Source organism: Maribacter vaceletii (assembly GCF_003634105.1).
Taxonomy (GTDB): domain Bacteria; phylum Bacteroidota; class Bacteroidia; order Flavobacteriales; family Flavobacteriaceae; genus Maribacter_B; species Maribacter_B vaceletii.
The window spans coordinates 443,505-465,608 of the sequence record NZ_RBIQ01000007.1 but is presented as its reverse complement, the minus strand read 5'-3'; the positions used below and the strand labels follow the sequence as shown (position 1 = coordinate 465,608).

Annotated in this window: 10 protein-coding genes; all 10 read right to left on the bottom strand. The window is 33.3% G+C overall.

The window, feature by feature from the left end:
- Positions 1-7: 7 nt before the first annotated feature.
- Positions 8-1,777: a glycoside hydrolase family 2 protein gene (locus CLV91_RS02045; protein WP_121063471.1), complete on the bottom strand. Its 1,770-nt coding sequence runs from the start codon at positions 1,775-1,777 to the stop codon at positions 8-10.
- On the bottom strand, positions 1,774-4,821 hold the full coding sequence (locus tag CLV91_RS02040) for a glycoside hydrolase family 2 TIM barrel-domain containing protein (RefSeq protein ID WP_170146683.1): 3,048 nt from the start codon (positions 4,819-4,821) through the stop codon (positions 1,774-1,776). Before CLV91_RS02040 ends, CLV91_RS02045 begins: the two co-directional genes overlap by 4 nt.
- 8 nt (positions 4,822-4,829) lie before the next feature.
- Positions 4,830-7,151 carry a discoidin domain-containing protein gene (locus CLV91_RS02035; protein WP_121063467.1) on the bottom strand — a complete coding sequence of 774 codons (2,322 nt, stop codon included), beginning with the start codon at positions 7,149-7,151 and terminating at the stop codon, positions 4,830-4,832.
- A 6-nt stretch (positions 7,152-7,157) separates the two neighbouring features.
- Positions 7,158-8,609 carry a sulfatase family protein gene (locus tag CLV91_RS02030; RefSeq protein WP_121063465.1) on the bottom strand — a complete coding sequence of 484 codons (1,452 nt, stop codon included), beginning with the start codon at positions 8,607-8,609 and terminating at the stop codon, positions 7,158-7,160.
- A gap of 4 nt (positions 8,610-8,613) precedes the next feature.
- Positions 8,614-11,124, bottom strand: a complete 2,511-nt coding sequence (locus CLV91_RS02025; protein WP_121063463.1) for a glycoside hydrolase family 2 protein — start codon at positions 11,122-11,124, stop codon at positions 8,614-8,616.
- The gene (locus CLV91_RS02020) at positions 11,121-12,539 is read right to left on the bottom strand and encodes a sulfatase-like hydrolase/transferase (RefSeq protein ID WP_121063460.1); all 1,419 of its coding nucleotides are present in this window, start codon (positions 12,537-12,539) and stop codon (positions 11,121-11,123) included. Before CLV91_RS02020 ends, CLV91_RS02025 begins: the two co-directional genes overlap by 4 nt.
- Before the next feature lie 3 nt (positions 12,540-12,542).
- Complete coding sequence (locus CLV91_RS02015) at positions 12,543-14,516, bottom strand: glycoside hydrolase family 97 protein (RefSeq protein ID WP_121063458.1); 1,974 nt, start codon at positions 14,514-14,516, stop codon at positions 12,543-12,545.
- Positions 14,517-14,531: 15 nt separating this feature from the next.
- Complete coding sequence (locus tag CLV91_RS02010) at positions 14,532-16,811, bottom strand: FAD-dependent oxidoreductase (protein ID WP_121063456.1); 2,280 nt, start codon at positions 16,809-16,811, stop codon at positions 14,532-14,534.
- A 48-nt stretch (positions 16,812-16,859) separates the two neighbouring features.
- Positions 16,860-18,512: a sodium:solute symporter family protein gene (locus CLV91_RS02005; protein WP_121063454.1), complete on the bottom strand. Its 1,653-nt coding sequence runs from the start codon at positions 18,510-18,512 to the stop codon at positions 16,860-16,862.
- 141 nt (positions 18,513-18,653) lie between these two features.
- Entirely contained in the window at positions 18,654-22,046 is a 3,393-nt protein-coding gene (locus CLV91_RS02000) for a CRTAC1 family protein (protein ID WP_121063452.1), read from the bottom strand.
- Between the last annotated feature and the right edge of the window lie 58 nt (positions 22,047-22,104).

Below are 22,104 nucleotides of genomic sequence, written 5' to 3'. Positions count from 1 at the left end.
TTTTAAATTATTTTTTATTCTCAGGTAATTCTTTTACCCCCCAATAATCATATATTTCTTTTAGCTGCTTATAAGCTTCTTTTTTATTGCGATTTTCGTCAACAATGCCCCACTCTCTAAAACCAGACTCTGGGGTTCCTTTATAGTTACTTCTATAGTCATTATAACTCCAAAGAGAAATACCAGTAACCCATGGAAATTCTTTTAATTCTTTAAGATACCTCACTAATTCATCTGTTAATTTTCCTTTCGGAGCAGGGCCTATTTGCCCTTTTCCTATTTCAGAGATAAAAATTGGCTTTCCGGGGAATTTTTCATGCGTTTTTTTAGCAAGTTCAACAGCTTTGCCATAAGTGTTCATAGATAGGAAGTCTACTTTTTCGTATGGTTCTGTGCCAATTTGCCCTTTACGGTACCCTGTAATACTTACATAAGTTTTTAAACGACTTGTATCTAGTTTGTCCACATAATCTAACATCGAATTAACATATTCATACTGATTTTTAGTCATCTTTTTTTCAGGCCAGGTAGCGGTAATAGAATCATCTTCTCGCAACTCATTACCAACGCTCCATGCTACAACGGATGGGTGATTGTAATCGCGTTCTATCATTTCTTTTAACCATTTTTTTGTTAATGGGTTATTTGGATAGGACTGTGGGTCATCATCTCCCCAAACAGGTATTTCTTCTACTAATAAAAAACCTATACTATCGCATACTCTTAATAAGTTTTTAGATAGTGGGGCGTGCATTAATCTTGAAAAATTACAACCTAAAGATTTAATATCTAACATATCTTGTAATATCAAATTATCTGGCTCTGTATTTCCATAATCTGGATGGTCATGTACTCGGTTTAACCCATTCATCCGAACGGCTACATTGTTTAAATAAAACTGTTCGCCTTTAACCTCAAATTTTCTTATACCAAATTTATCAGCTGCTGTAGTAACTATATTGTTATTAATTAAAATAGAACTCTTTAACTCATAAAGGTTAGGGCTGTTAAAATCCCAAAGTTTAACTTCTTTAAGTGGTTTTTTAAACTTTATATAAGAAACCGCTGTTGCTGCTTTGTCAACATTTATTTTTATAGAATCTTTATGAATATCTCCTATTTCTGAAAGAATATTTGTAATTGCAGATGTATTGCCGTTGTTTTTAATCTTATATTTAATAGTGAAATTTACTATTTGGTTTTCAAAATCAGGTTCCGAAGTAATGTGTTGGTACACAATTCTTACATCATTATCTGCAATTAATGACACGTCTCTACTAATACCTCCCCATGCCCACCAAGCACCACGTTTATAGGTGTTATTTGCCATGACAATTACTGAATTTGGGGCGTTTAATTTTACCTTTTTTGTAATATTAAACTCAAACGGAGTATAGCCGCCAATGTGTTCTCCTAATAATTCGCCATTTAGCCAAACTTTAGAGGTCTCATACACAGCATTAAACTTTAACCTTATTTGTTTCTCTTTCCAATTTTCAGGAATAGTAAATGTTTTTTGATAATACCCTTTCCCTACATATTCAGAATATTTTTTTTGAGTATCCCAATTTCCAGGAACTTGTAAAGTGTCCCAATTAGAATAGGTTTCTTTTAAAACATTTGCTTCTGATATTTCATTTGAGGCAAGAAAAAACCAGTCTCCAGATAAGGATTGTGTAGCATCAATAATGGAAGCATTATAATCTTTGTTTGTTGGTGCACAACAAACAAAAATTAATGTAATTAAAGCGATAGTTAGTTTTGTAAATTGTTTCATTTTTTTAGGTGTAAGCTATTAGACCACTGGCTGTCTCCAGAGGTAGTTGTTCTTTTTATTTGAAAGTAAATTTGTTCTTGGTTAGCAATAGGAATAATCATAATACCTCGAGAATTACTTTTTTCCTCTCTAGATAAGTTATTCGTAGAGCTCCCGTATTTAACGGTATAGGATATATCTTCAAAAGCTCCAGAATAACCAATTATAAGATTGTTGTCTTTTATAAAATAATCCCATACAATTGGAGCTAATGGCGTGCCTTTGGTTGTAATTGTACTGCTTTTTGAAGCTTTACTATCTCCTTTAGAATTACTAGAAATAAGTTGTAATTCTATTACTTTGTTAGACGGTAAACTATCTAAGTCTATATAGTTTGCAATGGTTTTATAGCTCTCTTTTTCTTGTCCATCTATGCTGTACTTTAAATAATACTCAAAGGCATCTATATTTTTTGTAAAATGCACTCTGATTTTATTTTCAGATGCTTTTACTTCCTCGATGACTGGTTTAGAAGGGACATTAAAATAAATAGTTTTTTCTCTCCTTGTATAGCCATTGGTAGAAACAAGTGCAACAGAAAGTGAGTATGGTGTTTCTTTTAATGATTTCCAGAAAATATTGCCTTGCCATTGTCCCATACCAGGTGTTAAAATTGGGAGGTTAACCTTTTCTTTTATTAACTCTATTCCTAGATTGTTTTTGAAAGAATACTGTAATGTATAATCCTTCATTGTAAAACTTGGAAAATCTTCAAGATCCCTTACCTTAAAAGAGACAACTGCACTTCCTTTTTTTAAGTTTACATTTTCTATTTTAAAATTGGTAACAGGACTATTTTCTTTTTGGTGTGTATAAAATGCTCTACGTTTGGTTCTCCACGCATTTACCATACCCCACGCTCTATTTTCATCTGGAAGCGTTTGGGAATATCCACTTTTATAATCGTTATATGTCCAGATAGAAGCTCCAGTAGTATATGGTCGCTGGTTTCGCATATGGTTATACCAATCACCAAGTTTTGTAACATTATTATCTAAACTGGCAGTGGTAAATCTTTCTACGCCAAATTCAGAAAAGAACATTGCTTTATTTGGCCAACGGGCATGTAAGGTGTCCATTACGGCACCAGGGTCTTTTTGGTATATGTTTTGAAAAATCATATCGCCATATTGTAATGGATTATTAGAAGGAGATTCCCCTTTTCTATACCCTCTATTACTTACATGCAGTACTAAACGATTTGGGTCTATTTTTTTCGCATATTCATAGGCCATTTTTACATACTCAAAATGGTCTTCTAATTCATTGCCAACACTCCAACCTACGATAGAAGGATGGTTTGCATCGCGTTCAATCATTTCGCGAATCCATTGCTTAGGATATGCGAAATCATCTTCATAGATTTCGGGCATTTTTAATTCTCTAATATTAGCTTCTTCAAAAATTAATATTCCCTTTTCATCGCATCTATCTAATAGTTTTTTGTTTTGAGTGCCATGCATAATACGATTAAAATTGGCTCCTGCATTTTTCATTAAATCAACATCTTTATTTATCAGTTCCTGAGGCTCAGAAGAACCCCAATACCTGTGGTCGCTGACTCTATTAAAACCAACTAAACGTACTGGTTCCCCATTTAATAACATTTGGGTAGCAGTGGCTTCAAATTTTCGTATTCCAAAACGGTCTATTTTTCTATGCAATAGATTGTTGTTTTCCGTTACGGAAGTTTCTATGTTATAGAGTTGGGGGTTGTCAAAATGCCATAGTTTAACATCTTCTTTTTGTAGTAAACCTTCTAGTTCAAATTCTTTAATACTATTAGGGGCAATAGTAATTTGTGTAGAAGTACTGTGTATTGGTTTCTCTTTTATAAGGACAGATGTAAGCTTTAAAGATTTAGTCTTTCCTGAATTGTTCTCTACCCGTACTTTTACCTTATAAGATGCCGTTCCTGATTTTAAATTTGGCTCCGCATGTATATATTGCGATTTTACACGTACTTCTTTATTTTTTACCAAAGTAACCTCTCTTATAATTCCTCCCCAATTCCAAGTTGCTCCCACCAAATAATTATTATCAGCCTCTACAGCCAATATATTTTTACCTGAAAAGCTAATTTCATCTGTAATATCAAACTCAAAAGGAGTAAATCCACCTTGATGACGACCAATATATTTTCCATTTAAAAACACTCGAGCTACATGATAGACCCCTTCAAATTGAACTCTTATTCTTTCTTTAGAATTTTTTTTCCAGCTTTTTGGTAAACTTATTTCTTTACGATACCAACCTTTACCAGAATAGTTGCTGTACTTATTAATCATTCCAAAATGTCCTGGTACTTTTAAATTGTGCCAATCCGAATCATCATATTCTAGAAGTGCAGCTCCTTTTTTGTTTTGGAGTTCTTTGGTAAATTCTTTTTCGTTTACTGGTCTTAACATTACAGCATCTACGGTTGCCGTTCCTTTTCTAAAGGCGTTAAATTCAATATAACTAGAGCTGTTTTTTTGTATTTTAAAAATCCCTAAACTTAGCCAAACACTTGGTCTTGTTTTCTGATTAAAATCTTTAATATAAATGCCATTGGCATGCTTTACATTTACATGTGTTGCCATATGGCTCCCAGCAGGATAATAAATGAAATGCTCGTAATACCCAGTTTTTGGAACATTGGTTTTAAATTTTACTGAAGCAGGGTCGTTGTTTTTGCGGTAGTCATAACTTAAATAATCTTCTTTCCAAAATGAGGTTTCTCTATCAGCAACTGTTTTAGTAACCCATTTACCTTTAATTATAATATGTTGAGTTTGGCTATTATCTATAACTATATCATTTTCCTCTGGTTGAATGTCTAAATAGTTAGACCCATCCCCTAAAAAAGTATTGAATTTCCAAATTCCAGAAAGTGATATTTGTTCTTCACCATCATTTGTTACATTCGTTGTTTGTGAAGAGCAACTTGCTGTAATTATAAGTATAAAAACAAAGCTAAAATAGCTTCTGTTTTTAGACCAAAACCATGATATATATTTAGCCATTTGCATAACTATTCTATTTTAAATTTTGCCTCTTTTTTAAAATATCCCAAACCATAACTAGCGGTAATAGTTTCTCCTTTTTTTAATTTGATAGTCTGATTTTGGAAAATCATTTTGTTTCGTTTTAAAACAATATCAGCCACTAGATACTTAGAGAAAGGGCCTTGTTCTGTACATTTTATGTAAAATGTTTGCCCTTTGGATGTTTGTAACTTTATACGAACACTATCTTGCTCTTCTTCACTAAAATTGATTGGAGCTTGTAGTTGTAATTTTACTTTGTTCAATGCTGTTTTGATAAATTTTATATTGGTATTATCATTAGCTAAATATGCCAAACTAGCATTAAAAGCTGTGTTGAATTGTACCCAGCCTTCTGTCCATCCTATATTTCCAAGTTCTGGATGGTTAGGGTAGTGCTCTGCTTTAGGAGAACCATCAAAAACAAAAGGTACAGGAGCTAATAATCCTATTCCGCCTTCAATATCATTATACCATCCTAAATCTACTCCTTCAATCTCTCTAGGGCCATCAAAAGAAAAATGCCTCCCTGTTGGATTTCTTCCAAAGGAGTTATCTAAATGAGACCAAGCTATTCTATTTAACTCTTTTTTTAATAGAGTATCTTTCATAACACTTTTAGCGGCTAAAGCAGCTGCAGGAAACCCTAAAACATTCCCAGTTTCATTCCAACCAATTGGAGCCCACTCTTTATTATCTGTGTATTTTCTAAAGTCCCACATATTATTAGAACGAGCAACCATTACTTTTATCCATTGGGTTACTTTTTTCTGAAGTCCTTTTGGAGCTTTATTTGGATATTGGTTGTAGAAATATGCAAAAGCACGCATGGTAATATGTTCGGACATACGCTGCCCTTTTGTAGTAATTGGGTCTTTCCAATCTAAATTTTCAATCATCCACTGCATCTGTGTAAATGCTGCATCGAAATATTTTTGAGCGTCTTTAGGAGATTTTCTTTTTACCACCTCATACATCATTAAATTTGGGATAACGGAATGTCCTGGTGGTAATTCTCCTTTGTTAGTTCCCATCTTAGTTTTTAAAGCGAAAAGGTTATGTCCTTCACTTTTGTCATATTTAGTTGTTGAGGTTTCTCTAACATCTTCTTTGTCCCATACGTTTGTAAGGTACTCGTAAACAACATCGTAATTTTGTTGTGGTAACCATTCTTTTAAATAGGGATAGGCATATAGAAAATGAGCCAATTCTGCTTTTTGATGCTCGTGTTCTAGCTTTTGAGAAATTTTCACATCGACATCCCAATGTATTATTTTTACAATATCAGGAGCACTATCCTTGTATTTTTCTAAAGCTCCCCAAAGACCATTATATTCCTTGCTGAATGAAGAGTTATCTACATAGTTAATCTTTTTTTCTAACCTTTTATATGCTTCTGGGTTAGATAAGTATTGCGCTATTAATCCCTGTAAAGCCCAATTAAAAAAATCTCCATCGCGATATGCCCAAGATAGTTTACTTATTTTTTTGGTAGTACCTACATAATGTCTTGCACCAGCCATAAAATCAACTGCATTCTGATAGGACACACGTTCTAGCCAATATGGGCCAATACGAAATGGGTAAGATTCAAATTTGTTGACAATAATTATGTATTCATCTTTAGAATTAGGATTAAAAGAAGTGAAATCTCCAACATGGTTTTTAATTTTTCCTTTGTAAGCATCTTTCTGTGTTGTTGTATTTTTAATAACAAAAGAAGTATTGTCTTTTACATTTGGAGCAGTAAAGCGTTTTGGTTGCCCTAAATTATATCCACTTTGATTTATTAAAATCTCTTTGAGTTTAGTTAAGTCTGCTTTGTAAGCAATACCATAAATTTCAAATTCTTTAACTACAATTTTATCCGAAGAATTTACAGAAAAACGAATATGGTCTGTAAGCATAGGCTTTTTAAGTATAATACTTATGGACTCATTGCTCTTAAAATCTTTTTTAACAAACTCTCGCCAACGTCCATTCATATAAGTTTGTAAAGCATAAGAAGTAGGGGGAGTGTTAGGGCTATAATCTAACTGAATATCAATTTTTGTTACTTCAGTGTTTCCTGGAAGTTCAACACTTACCCATTTTTCAATATTTTGGGAATCACTTACCCAAGCAGTTTCTAAATTACCATCATTTACAAATTTTTCATTTGTTTTATCAATGGTGTTGTTAGATGTAGCGGTACCAGTAGTAGATAGATTATTTTGAGCATAAGCTGTAGAAATACACCCCAGGGAAAATATACCTAAAACTATATTTAGGAAGTTAGTTGCTGTTTTTTTTCTACTTTTTGCGAACATAATTTTTTAATAATGTTTTTTTACAAATGGATGATCTATCTTTTCTGTAGGTGTTCTAAAAACCCAAGGTTTCCATAATTCATATCTTTTTTGCCATTCTTCTAAAGTGCGAGTTGGATATTTAGAAGAAGCTCCTCCAGCTCTAAATTCAGAAGAAACGCCTTTGTCTTTTATTACAGTTCTCCATTCATTTAAAGAGGCAAGCATTTTCTCTTTTACAGGAGCGTATTCTTTATCGTTTGCTAGATTGTTTATCTCATGCGGATCATTTTCAATATCAAACAGTTCAAATTCTGGTTTCGATGGTGCAAAAAATTGAGCTTGTACATCATTTAATTTTCCTTGTATATTTAGGATGTTCATTTCTGCTAGCATAGGATACATATCTTCTTTGTAGCCGCTGTATTGCAACCAAGCACGTTCCGGCATTAAGTTATGAATGAGTTTGTATTTTTTAGATCTAACTGTACGCATTGCATCATGGGTAGAGCCCATACGACTACGAGCAGCGAAAATGTATTCTCTATTGTTTGCCGCATCTTCAAAAAGGTTTTCACCTTGCAATCTATGAGGTGATTTTGCGCCTGCTATATCAAGAATAGTTTTTGTAATATCTATAGTTTGAACTAAGTTTTTATTAATTTGATTTGATTTTACTTTTCCTGGCCATTTGATAATAAGAGGTACCTGTAACCCTGGGTCGTACAAGAATTGTTTTCCCCTTATGTGGCATCTTCCATTATCGCCTATTAGAAATATCAAAGTGTTGTCTGATAACCCCTCTTTTTCTATTCTAGAAAGGATGTCACCAATTTCTCTATCACAAATTTGCATTTGTTCTAAACCATTAGCCCAATCGCGTCTGGCCATTGGAGTATCTGCATAATAAGGAGGTAATTCAATATCTTTTGGGTCTATAGGGTTAATAGAATCTCTTTCCCATTTTCTATGCGTTCCCTGTAAAGTAATTTGAGCAAAAAATGGTTGGTCTTTTTTTCTTTTTTTCCAGTCATTTCCCATAAAACCAAGGTCAGCTTTAAAGTTGCAATCTGTTTTATTAGATGCCATTAATGCGGTATAATATCCTGCTTCTTTTAATAATAGAGGCATAGGTTTTATACCGTATGGTAATGGTTTTTTGTCTTCTTTAAAGGTTCTATGTTCTTCGCCACCTATATAATCTTGATGAAAGCCTGTCATCATTGCAGATCTAGAAGCAGAGCATACTGGAGCGGTACAAAATGCGTTGGTATACATTACACCTTCAGATGCTAGTCTATCTGTTACAGGAGTTTCTATACCTTTTGTTCCATAGCAGCCTAAGTCTGGACTCCAGTCTTCTAACATTATCCAAACAATATTAGGACGTTCTTTGGGTGTGTTTTCTTTTTTAGTTTCCGAACAACTAAAAGCGAATACTAAACTAATTCCAAGGAATGTTTTTTTGAGTATATCCATTATATTACTTTACTATTTTTATTGACTTTGATATTCCATTTACATTGATAACAGCAATGCTGATACAATTTTTTGGTACTATTAATAATCCTGGGTTTACACAGGATAATTCCATTTTGTTGCCGTTACTTAGAGTAAGTTCATATCCTGTTGTTTTTTCTTGTACTTTTAAGCGAACAGCTTTATGTTTATTGCCATTAATTACACCTAGTATTTTGGGTGGTTCTGGTAAAAGACCTCCATCTGGAGTAATTTCAAATTCTGATGACCAAGGACTATAGTCTTGAGCTAAAATTCTTCGAATTTTTGCATAGTATTTTTTTCCATTTTTTAGGTTCCTTACTCTGATTGCACCCATAACTGGAGCAGAAATTGTTTTTGTATACTTACCAGAACTTGTTCCGTATTTAATTTCTAGACCTTTATCACCTTCTTTACTAGTTACACCAACCATAAAGCTGTTAGGAAGTGGTAACACTTTACGAACTTCAGGATTTTTTGCTTTAGGATAGGAGGGAAGCGGTAATTCTTTGCCAGTTGTAGTATCAAATTTGTTTTCGGCTACCGTATACCCATTATTAGAAAGTAGTGAAATAACCAATATTTTTCCTGAGTCGGAATTAAATGTGATATCTTTTATAATGGCGGAATCCCCTGGAACAATAGTGTCTAAGTCATAAATGTTACCCTCTATAGTTTCTCCTTTGTCGTTTTGTAATTCATAACTCCAATGATACCCACGTAAGGTAAAAGAAGGTATTTCTTCTTTACTTCTAGGTTCAAGAGTAATGGTTGCTTTTTTATTTTTTATAGTTGCATTAATGGCATGTACTGGCCAATGCATTTTAGACATTTGAAAATAGAATGTTTTAGGATTACGCCAAACATCTACCAATCCCCAATCTCTATTCTGACTAGCAGGATTACTCTTGTGCCAGTAACTACGATAGTCGTTAAAAGTCCAATGAGAACCACCAATAACATAAGGTTCTTTGCCTAAACGTTCCCATAGTGCAGAATAATCTTGCGTATGGTTTAATGATTCGCTTCTTGTCTCGCCATATTCGCTATAAAAAATTGGGAGATTCGGAATAGATTTATGTTGTGCTAATACAGCTTTTATTTTGGTACTATCATCTCTATATTTATTCATAAAAATGATATCTACACTATTAGATTCTACTCCTTTAAAACCTCCTTGAGAGGTCTTCTGAAAACCTTGATCATGAATATTAGCATAAAAACGTGTTGGGTCTATTTCTTTTACAAAAGGACGCATAGCAGTAACATAACTACTTGCTTCGCCTCTCAACTCGTTTCCTGGAGACCAACCAACTATGGAAGGATGGTTCCAATCGCGTTCCATCATTTCTCTAATGGTTGTTCCTGGGAAGTTTTTTGGAGCATTTTTAGCATCATTTTCAGAATTCATTGGAGTTCTGTACACTGTTTGCCACATAGGTATTTCTGCCCATAGTAATAAACCACGTTCATCTGCATAGTCTAACAATTCGGGAGAACTAGGAGCATGCATTAGTCTAGAGAAATTGGCGCCGGAGCGTTTCATCATGTCAATATCAGAACGCACTAAATGTTTAGGTTCTGTGTTGCCATATGCTCTATGGTCATGTACTCTATTATAGCCCATCATACGAACCTTTTCGCCGTTTAGGTAAAAACCGTCTGGCTTTATATCTATTTTTCGAATCCCAAAACGATTATGAATAGTATCCATAGGTTTTTCGGAGATGCTTAAAACAGTTTTTAAATTGTATAGTTGTGGGTCATCAAAATGCCAAGGTCTTGTTTGTTTAGAATTTAAAGTAATAATTTCGCTGAAATTTGTAGTTTCTTTTCCTTTTAACCATCCTGTTAAAACAAACCCTGTATCCTTTAATTCTTTTAGAATACCATTGATTTTAATTTCTTTATTGGAGTCTGATTTATTCTCAATAGTAACTATCAATTTTATTTGAGAAGTTCCTGTAACAACATCTAATACAGGTTCTATTTTCTGTCTAATTATACGAACTTCTTCTTTAGTAAAAAGATGAACGTCTCGATTAATTCCTCCCCATTGAAACCAAGCGCCAACTACATGTTCGTTATTTGCTTTTACTTTAAGTTCTCCTTTTTCTCCTGGTTTTGCATGCTTTGTTATATCAAATTCAAAAGGTGTATATCCGCCAGTATGTTGCCCTAGATAAGTATCGTTATACCAAACATCTGCAATGTCATAAACAGCATCAAACTTTAAATAAATTCGTTTGTTGCTCCAATCTTTAGGAATAGAAATAGTCTTTTTATACCAAGCATCGCCTATATAATCTGCGTATTCTGTAAAGGTGTTCCAACTTGCAGGAACAGGAAGCGTATTCCAACGGTTATTTTTATATTCCGTAGAATCCGCGAAAGACCAATTCCCATTTAATAAGAGATGATTCTCATTATTGATTTTTTGCCCTGTTACAGAAAGGACTGTAAATAAGAATATGTATATAGAAATTATTCTCATTTTTTTAGTTTTGTTTTACCTCCATATGGGTAATATTGATTTTCCGTACGGTCGTTTTTAAAAATGGAATCTATTTTTTGAATTAGTTCAGGGTATTTAGCTGCTATGTTTTTGGTTTCAGAAATGTCAGTATTCATATCATATAATTCTATAGTAGAATTTACACCGTAACGAACCCCTTTTAAATGGTTAATACGTATAGATTGTCGAAATCCTTTTTCACTTGTTTCCCAGTTTAAGTATTTTCGATTAACTTTTTTCGTAGTATTTAATAATACGGGAAGGATAGAAATTCCGTTCGATTGTTTGGGAGTTTCAATATTTGCTATTTCTGCCAGTGTTGGCATAAAATCTTGAAAACCTGCTACCAGATTATTTGTAGAATTACTATTAATTTTTCCTTTCCAATAAGCAATCATAGGTACGCGGATACCTCCTTCATATAAATCTCTTTTATACCCTTTAAGCGCACCATTACTATTGAAAAATTCGTGGTCGTGGCCTTCTCCTTCATGATGAGGCCCATTATCGCTTGTGAAGATTACTAGGGTGTTTTCTAATTGACCCATAGCATCCAATTTTTTAAGTAAACGACCAACCTGCTTATCTAATAAATTAATTTTTGCAGCGTGTAAGCGTTCTGCAGCTGGCCAGCCTTTATCCATATAAAGGGTGTTGTTTCCTATGACTTTTTCATGCCCATGAGGAGCTCTAAAAGACATGAATAAAAATAAGGGCTTGTCTTTATTATATTGTTTGTCTAAATAATCTAGCGCTAGGTTTGTCCTGTAATCATCGTGACTATCCCATTTTGTATAATCGAAGTTTATAGAATCTTGCATGCCATTTATATATTCCATAGGGCCATCAAAATTACTTTGGTCGTATTTGTGGCTCCATTGTTCTTGTACCGCATATTGAAATCCTCTTCCATGCGCCCAAGAACTAACATCATCTGGTAATCCTAAATGCCATTTTCCTATAAAAGCAGTTTGGTAGCCGTTATCTCCTAACATCTCTGCAAGCGTAAGGTCTTCTTTTTGTAAAGAAACCCTCCTAGAAGAACCATCTGGGTAATACCCTTTATTGGCTCTTATAGTATTTGTAGACGATTTTTTTCCGGTCATTAATACAGCTCTTGAAGGAGAGCATACCGCGCTGCCAGCATAAAAATTAGTAAATCGCATTCCTTCTCTAGCCAGACTATCTAAAACAGGCGTCTCTAGTATTTTTTGCCCATAAGAACCTAATTCTCCATAACCCAAATCATCAGCAAGTAAGAAAAGAATATTTGGTTTTTTAATTATTTCAGTAACGGTTGTTTCTTTTGATTTATGTACTTTTTTAGACTTCTCTCCGCAAGATTGCAAAGAAATTACCATTAAGCATAGAATATAGATGTATGTTTTTTGCATAATCTAGTTTCTTTTAAATTGAATTGCGGCTCCTCCTTTAGGAGCTAAGGTTATCTCTATTTTAGAATTTTTATGTACTACTTGTGTTTCTTTTTTAAATGGTACGGCAGTATTCCATTGTCTTAAGTTTGCCTCTTTGTTTAATCCTTCTAGATTAATTCTTTTAGCACCTATATCATCTGTAAAAATGGTTGCTGTATAATCTCCTTCTTCTAGAAAACTACAATCTATAATAAGTTTTTCTTGCTCTCTTGCATGTAATACACCAACATACCAATCTTGCTTATCTCTTCTTGCGATGGCCGCCAATTCTCCTATTTTACTTTCTGGTAGTACCAAAGTTTCATCCCAAACGGAAGGAACTTCTTTAATAAAGTTTATAGCTGGTTGTACAGATTCGTTTTTTAGTAGAAATTGCGTATTCTCTGCAATACAATTAAATGGAGAATAAAATGCTACTAAGGTTCCTAATTGGTGCGCCCATGTTGTTTCCCCTGGCTCTGTAAACCCAATAGGAGTGTAATCTGCATGACCAGTTACATATCTTGTAAATGGTAAGGCAGCGTTGTGTGATGCTGGTAAAGGCCCTTCTTTCATATGGTTTACTTCTAAACCTCTAATACCTTCCCTAGTTACTTCATTAGGGTAGGTTCTGTATTCTCCTGAGCTTTGTTGGCAGCCATGAAAGTTAACCATTAACTGTCGTTTAGCAGTATTTTTTAAAAGGGCTTCATCAAAAGCAATTAAGGATTTACTCTGGCCATTCATAAAATCTACTTTTACACCAACAGCTCCTACTTGCTTTACACTATCTAAAAAATGACGCATAACAGCATAATCATTTTCTGGAAAGTTTATTTCTTTGGAATGCTTCCAAAGAAAAATACCAACGTCTTTTGTTTTAGCAAAATCGCATAATTCTTTTACGCTTTTCCACTTGTTATCCCATCTTTCCCAGCCTTCATCGACCATGGAATACTCAAAATTGAGAGCTTCGGCATCTTCTACCATTTCTCTTTCTTCTTTGTAATTAACGTATTTTCCAGACCACCAATGCCAAACCGATTTTCCTGGTTTAATCCAGCTTGTATTTGTAAATATACTTGGGTCTGGTGCAGGGTTTAAAGCGGCAACCATAGTATTGTTTGCTAATGCATTTAAATCATCTGCTAACAAAATACAACGCCATGCAGAGGTTACTTGGTTTTCTACAACAAAACCAGTTTCTTCTTCTGTAAAGTTTGCTTTAAAAGTATTATTTCCGATAGCTTTTAAGCGTAAACCGCTATAATTAAACAAGGCAGATTCTGCTATAAGGGCATAACCCCCATTTGGTAATTCGCAAGTTAAAGTTAGACCTTGTATAGGGCCCATTTTAGAAACTGTTGGCATAGCAGAAATGTCTGTTGATAACCATTCTCCTGCATGCGATTTTAGCTTCCAGTCACTATCTCTTTCAAAGTACCAAACTTTTGTTTTATTAGGTAGTTTAAAAGATGTTATTTCTGTATTTACTGTTTGATGTCCTTCTCCTGGAACTATATAACGATATGCTACACCTTCAGAAGAAACGTTAAACTCTATATTCCAAGTAAAACCATCTTCTTCTTTTAATGTAAAATTGGTCTGATTAGCATTATAAATTGCCTTTTCCTTTATTCCTAATAAAGGAAAACTAGTAGAGATAGTAGAAGCTTCCTTCTTTATTATTTCAGAATTACTCCCTAAAGAACGATTATTTACTACAATGCCCAATAAAGAAGTATCTAGTACTATTTGATTTTCTTTAGTAATTGTATACGCAAGTTGGTTATTGTCAAGGGTAATTATATCAACTTTAACAGCGCCGTTAGTTATTATGAGTTGCTCTTTTTTAGTGGAACAAGAAACAACAGAAATTAGAATACAAACAATAGAAAGTATATTGGCTATTTGTTTAAATGTTATAGTGTTAAAGTTGATTTTAGATAGCTTCATTTTTCTTTAATTTGGTTAACTACATAATATTTCAAAAATGGCTGCAGGAACTTCCTTAGAAGGATGCGCTACTTCTATTGTAAAACCTTTAGTGGTAATACTATCTTTAAATTTAATGGTGTTTATAGTTTGATGGTTATCTTCTGTAGAAGCCAAAACAGTACCGTCTAAATCTTTGATTATATACTTTTGAATACAAAAAGGAATAACAGATTCTGGATGTCCGTACAAAGTAGATTCCATTGGATGGTCATAATCGGTATCTAAAAATAGTTTAATCTCTGAAATGGTTTGTTCTGTGTCCCATTCCACTTTTATACTAGGTTTAGAATCATTAATGTCAGCAACCCATGCATTGGCTCCTATTCCTGGTCTAACATATCCATTACCAAGGTTTGTTATATTAAAAGAGGATAATGCAGGAATAATTTCCATTGCTATGTTTTTTCCTTCTGGTCTACGATGAGGAATCCAGAATTCAAAAGTATCTACTCCAATTCCGTCTGGTGGGGTTTGTTTTCCGTTATTAGAAACTGCTTTGTTAACACCATTAAATACAGATAAGACACCAGAATATCTTTCTTCGCTGGTTAGTATACTAACCTTATCGTTAACTAAAAAGGTTATAAAAGCATATTGTTCCTTAGGAAGTACAACATCAAAAGAAATAGTAATGTATTGCTCTCCTTCAGATAATGTAATTTCTTGAGTTTCTAAAATTACTTCAGGGGTATAGTTATTTGTTTTTTCAGAAGTACGCAATTGTGCGGTAATTGCTGTATTTTCTTCGGCTTTTACGTTAACTTTAAAAGTATATTTTTTATTCGCAGATAAAGGTAAGAGTTGCGCAGAAGCAGTGCTAAGAGGCATCCATTCTCCATTAAACGGAATTTTTGATAATTGTAATTCTGAAGAGGAACTTATAGTTGCTTTATTAAGTAGATTACTTGTTTTCTCTATAGGAATATTTGGAATACTCTGACCAATTTTATTTAATTCGTTTTGCAAATAGTTAATTCTATTCTCTTCAAGAATTTGTGCTGGCAAAATGTTTTTTTCATTACAAACGGCAGCAGCCATACCAACAGCTTGGCCGCATAAACCAGTAGTAGCCATTACTCTTGTAGAACCAAAAGCTACATGCGTAGCACTAATGATTCTACCGGCTAGTAGAAGGTTATCAATGTCTTTACTTACAAAAGAACGATATGGGATTTGATAAATACCTTTAGAATGCCATTGTGTGCAACCTGAAAGTTCACTGTATATGCCATCTGCAGGGTGTAAATCTATGGCCCAACCTCCGTGTGCAATTGCATCATCAAATTGGCACTGATTCAAAACATCTTGCTGTTTCATCATATACAAACCTTCAAAACGACGACTTTCTCTCTTTCCAGGAATTGTACCCACCCATTCTAAAGTATGGTTTTCTACATCATCAAATTCCCCGGAGTTTTTAATATAATCCCAAACACCATAAATTACTTTCCATAGTTCCTGTTTTATTTCTTCGGTGTCATAAATAGTATCGCCTCTTCCTCCATATTCAAACCACCAAAAGCGACATCCTTTATCATCCTTATCAATCGCTTTATACCTTGGAATTTCTGTAATGTCTTTTAAAGCAAAAGCAGGAGGAGTATATTTTACAGGAGTATTTTCTCTTTTACTGTAAAAGTACATAGAGTGCCCTAAAAGCTCTCCGTATGCTTTGTCTGGAGCAAATAATTCTCCAAACTCTTCTCTGGTTTCAGCACCCATTCTAAAAGAAGCACCAGCTTTAAAAGCAACAATTCCATCTCCAGAGGCATCACAAAAAATAGGGGCTTTTATTTTATATTCGGTAGAATTCTGAGAACAAAAAGCTTTAACTGATTCTATTTTTGTATCACTCGTTTTTGTTATATCATAAACACTAGTATTTAGCAAGAGCGTAATGTTTTTTTCTAGCATTACTTTTTCAAGAAGGATAGTATCAAAAATAACAGCATTTCCTTCTTTATTACGATACATGTTTTCTACAAGTATCTCATCCATAACTCCACCTTCACGAGCCCAACGGTTATTGTTTCCCATGTGAGAGGTAGCTCCTAAAATCCATAAACGAACTTCTGAGGAGGCATTACCACCCAATACTGGTCTGTCTTGAATAAGTACTGTTTTTGTTCCTTTTCTAGCTGCTGTAATAGCAGCACATACACCAGCTGTTCCTCCACCAACAATTACAAAATCAGTATTTGTAATAATGGTTTTGTTATCGCGTATCTTTTCTTGGAAATTTTGTATTAACATGTAATAATCTATTATTTTATATTCTATTTAATGGCAGTTGTATTTGCTTTATATTCTCGATTTTTTAATGATGAAGATTCCAAGGAAAAGAACCAAAACGCCCATTCCGCCTACTAATAACGCTCCGTTTTCTGCTATAAAAGAAAGTAATAATATTAGTAATCCTGTTGCAGCAACCCCAATCCCAATTACTTTTGTTCCTTTTTTATTTCCTTCGTTAGACTCTTCTTCCTCTTGCGCTTCTTCTAATTTTGTAATTACAAGTTTTGCATGGTTGTCATGTTGTACTGTACTTGTTTTTTTATTGTATAAATAAAACTCTATAATTGCTAAAGAGAGAATAGGAACTGCAGCTCCTAGTCCCATTTCTTGAGCTCTATCTAAAGTGATGTTTAATATAGTTGGACTTAAAAATTTAAAGAAAGCATTAATTACTAAAGATATTATGGTAACTAATAGCACTGTTTTTCCAGTTTGTCTTTTAGAAAATAATGCCCATAATGGAGGTAAGAACATAGCACCACCTGTTAATGCAGCTAAACTCATTACTACTTCCACAATTCCTCCTAAAAAGGGAACTAGTAATGCAATTCCTATAGTTAATACCCCTAAAATTATAGTAGCTATACGACCCACTTTTACTAGTTGGTCATTACTGGCTTTAGGCTTTAAATGTTTATATATGTCATTTGCTAAAACTCCAGCAGAAATATTTAATGTAGTATTTACAGAGCTAGAAGTGGCAAAAACCATTCCTCCGAGCATTAAACCTAACATTCCAACAGGTAATACTTCTTTACACATTAATAAATAAGCCCCTTCTTCGGCAAGATTCCCTAATTCTGGATTTAATATTCTGTAAATCATTGGAGGTAGCATCCATATTAATGGACTAATAGTATAAAGGCCACCAAAAAGAAGTCCTACTTTTTTTGCGTCTTTAGGTGTTGCTACACTTGTATAGCGTTGTACGTATGCCCAATTACCAGCAATAAAGAATAGATTATACAATCCAAAAGCAATCATAAATAAAGGGGAGTACTCTGTATTTACAAAATCGAAAAAATGTTCTGGCGCTTTAGTTATAAAATTATCTAAGCCTCCTATTTTATCAAAAGATAATGGAACCACAATTAATACAGCAGCTGTTAATACAACAAATTGCAAAACATCGGTAACAATTACAGCCCATAAGCCACCAACTGCGGTGTAAATTAGGATAAGAATTCCTAAAAAGATGATACTTGTGTATATTGGAATCCCTGTTGATACTTCTACAATTTTAGCAACTGGATATAGAAAGGCGCCGGTGCTAAAAATTGAAATTACAAGAAATAGATAGGTGTAAATTTTTTGGGTGCTTTTACCTAATCTATCGGTTATAAATTCGGCAGTGGTTAGGGCTTTGGTTTTTTGCCATTTTGGTGCAATCCAAAAGGCAATAATTATACCTGCAATACACATGGTCCATTGAATAGCAATAGCAACCATACCACTTTTGTATGCAATAGAACCCCATACCACAAAAGTACCAGCAGAAAAGAAACTCATGAATAAAGATAATCCACTCATCCACCAAGGAAGTGCACCACCGGCAGCAAAAAAAGATTTCATGTTTTTGCCAGATTTAGAGAAACTCATTCCGCATACAAAAACTAGTAAGGTGAAAATTATAATTACTCCAATATCAATTTTAGTCATAGTTTTGAGTGGTTTGTAGTTACAATAAAGTGTTATTTTTTTTAGTTTTTAATTAATTCAAAAATTTTATTTCCGAAAACCTTTCCGAAAGGGGGGTTAATTTTCGAAAACGTTTCCGAACATTCGATAAAACAATTAAAATCACCTATTATTTACTTTAATTAATTGTAGGTTGTCGTTGTTTTTTACAATCAATATTCCTTTTTCATTATTTGTTAATGAAATATTTTTTGCATTAGTAATCTCACCAGAAATGTATAATCCAGTTTTAGATGGTTCTATTACTTTATAAAAATTGTTTTTGTCTTTTTGTAAATAGGTGCCAAAACTAGCATCTTGTCTTGGAGTTTCTACTTCAAAACCGTAAGTGTTTCCAAATAAAAGAAAATCTGTAGTTTCATTTTTTTTATTTGCTAATGCACATATACTTTTTACACTACTTTGTTGGGCTCCAAGGGGCATTTTTTTGATATTAAAAGTCCCATTCCCATTATTTTCTATGTAGCTTGTTGCAAAAGTATTTGCCTTATATGTCAAGGCTTCTTTCATTTTTTCTGGCGGATACACTTCTTCTAATCTGGCGGAAGCATACGTATGATAGTTTGGGAATTTTTTTTGAATGAAAGGCATTTGTTGCGAACTGCACTGTCTTCCTCTTAAAGGAAATTTCTCTCCATTTTGATGATAACTTAAGACAATGTCTAAAGAGCCAGAATCATCAAAATCATTACTGAATATTTCAAAAGGAGCTTCTGTAGATGCTTTGTATTTAGAATTTAGTCCCAAATTACCTGCAATAAAATCCATGTCGCCATCTTTGTCAATATCAAGAGATTTTATTGTGTTCCACCAACCAGAACTCTTTGCTAAACCAGTTTTTTCTGTATAATTAATAAATTTTCCATCTACTTGTTTAAATATGGTTATGGGCATCCATTCTCCAACAATTACTAGTTCTTTTTTCTCATCAGAATCTATATTAACCCAATTAGCATCGGTGACCATTCCAATTTGGTTAAGCTCTTTATTTGTAATTAGAGAGAATTTTATTTGGTCTTTTTTTGATTCATTTTTTAAAAGAAAACTACTTCCTGGAAACGGGTATTTATTAGGTGTTTGCCTGCTACCAACAAAAAGGTCTAAATCGCCATCACTATCAAAATCGTAAGGTTTTACAATGCTTCCGCTATGACAAAATGTAGTGTTAAATGGGATGTTTGTTTTATGAAAAACACCATTTTGGTTAAAATAAATACGATCACTGTAATATTTAGACCCTACTTTATGTTCATTACCACCACTAACAACGTACAAGTCTAAATCGCCATCTTTATCTAAGTCTGAAAAAGTAGCATTAACATCTTCATATTCTTTATCATTTATAAAAAGATTGGTTTTTACTATTTTAAATCTGCCTTTTTCATTTTGTGTATATAATGCTCCAGGGAAACCTAAAGCTCCACCTACAAAAAAATCATCTAAACCATCGTTATTAATATCGCCAACAGCTAAGGCAATACTTTCTTCAGACATTTTATGAGGTAATAGACTTTCGCGTTTAAAATCGTCAAAAGTGTTTTGCGGAATGTAATGATTAAGATTTATTTGGCTTGTAATGTCTTGAAATTTAGTTTTTTTTGTTGATTTTGTTTCAATACTATTTATAGCATCTTTATAATTTAATATTATAGTTTGGTTGCTTTTAGTATTTGTTAATAACTGTGATTTACCATTAGGCCAATTAATTTTTAGAGTATCAATAATTGTTTCTTTCCCTACTCCAAAATGTAGTGAATAATCTTTGGAAGATTGAAACCCTCTTGAAGCATATTGCTCTAGAATTTGAGTTCCTTGAGTTGTAATAATACTAACTCTTACACCAATACCATTTATGTTTTTAGAGGAACCTTTTAATTTTATTTTTAAATAGCTTCCAAGTCCTAATTCTCTGCTATTATTTTTGTAAATAAAAGCTTTATCATTCATATTATTAGTGATTAAGTCTAAATCACCATCATTATCTAAGTCGGCATAAGAAGCGCCATTGGTTGCAGTTAATTTTTCTACTGTCCAGTCTCCATTCTTTTTGAGGAATTGCGCATCTCCAAGGTTTTCATAGAAGTAATTATCTTTTTTTCTTGGCGGCATGTTTTTTATAATGTCGGCATCATGCTGTTCTTGAAAAAGGGGGCGTAGTTTTTTGGATATTTTTTTTATTTTCTCTTCAAATTCAATCTCTTTACGTTCTCTGTAATGTATATAATCTACATTTCTAAAGTCTCTTTTTATTCCGTTGGATACAAATAGGTCTTTGTCACCATCATTATCCATATCAAAAAAGAGAGGACCCCAACTCCAATCCGTACTCGCAACGCCTGCCATGGCAGCAACATCTGAAAAGACAGGAATTTTCTTCTTCGTAGAAATGCCGTTATTTATTTGAAGGGTATTATACATATATTGATGGTGAAACCCTTGATCTATTAAGGAATTAAATCGTTCCGGGTTCATGCCACTCATACTAGCTTTTATGCCATAGTTGTCTTCAGAAACCATATCAAGAGAAACGAAATCCAACCAGCCGTCATTATTAAAATCGGCAATATCATTACCCATGGAAAAGTTAGAAATGTGTCCTGTAGCGGTGCTAATAATTTCTTTAAAAGTGCCATTTTTCTGATTGAGGTACATGCGGTCTTTAGATGTGAAATCTTGACTTACTATTACGTCTGGCCATGTATCATTATTTAAGTCACCTATGGCAATTCCTAATCCATATCCGATGCCATCATTTAATAAACCAGCTTCTTTGGAGATATCTTTAAAAATATTATTATTGTTTTGGTATAATCTATCGCTAGTGAGGTCGGATTTTATTTTTTTATAGTGATTAAAATTGTAGTGTACATTAGAATCGACATTATGATTGATTAAAAACATATCTAAATCTCCATCTTTGTCATAGTCGAAAAAAGATGCTTGAGTAGAATAATGTTCTAAATCTAATTTGTATTTATGGGCTTCTTCTATAAAAGTGGGGATTCCGTTTTGGTTATTTCCTTGATTTATATAGAGCTCATTTTTTCTTTTTTCGGAATCTTTGTATAACCCAGATTTACATATGTAAATATCTAGTAAACCGTCATTATTTATATCTATAAAAGTACTTCCGGTTTTAAAGCCAGATACTCCTGTAATACCTGCAATTTTAGAAACATTTTTAAATTCTAATGCACCATTGTTTAAATATAATTCGTTTTTATTTTGGTTAGATACAAAGAAAATATCTGGTAAAGAGTCGCCATTTACATCTCCTACAGATACACCTGCGCCATTGTACATGTAATCATAATTTAAAGCACTCATAAAAGCATTTTCTTTTGGATTGTTAGAAAAAGTTATGTTGCTAATGGAGTCTGGGACTATTTCAAATAGTTTGGAGTTTATTGTTTTGTTATTTTCAGGTTTAGAACATGAAAATAACAAGGTGATAATAACAAATACTAAATATGTTGTTTTTTGATAGTTTATCATTGTATTAAAAATTAGAAAAAGGGAGCTATTCAGCTCCCTTTTAAACTAAAAAACTAAC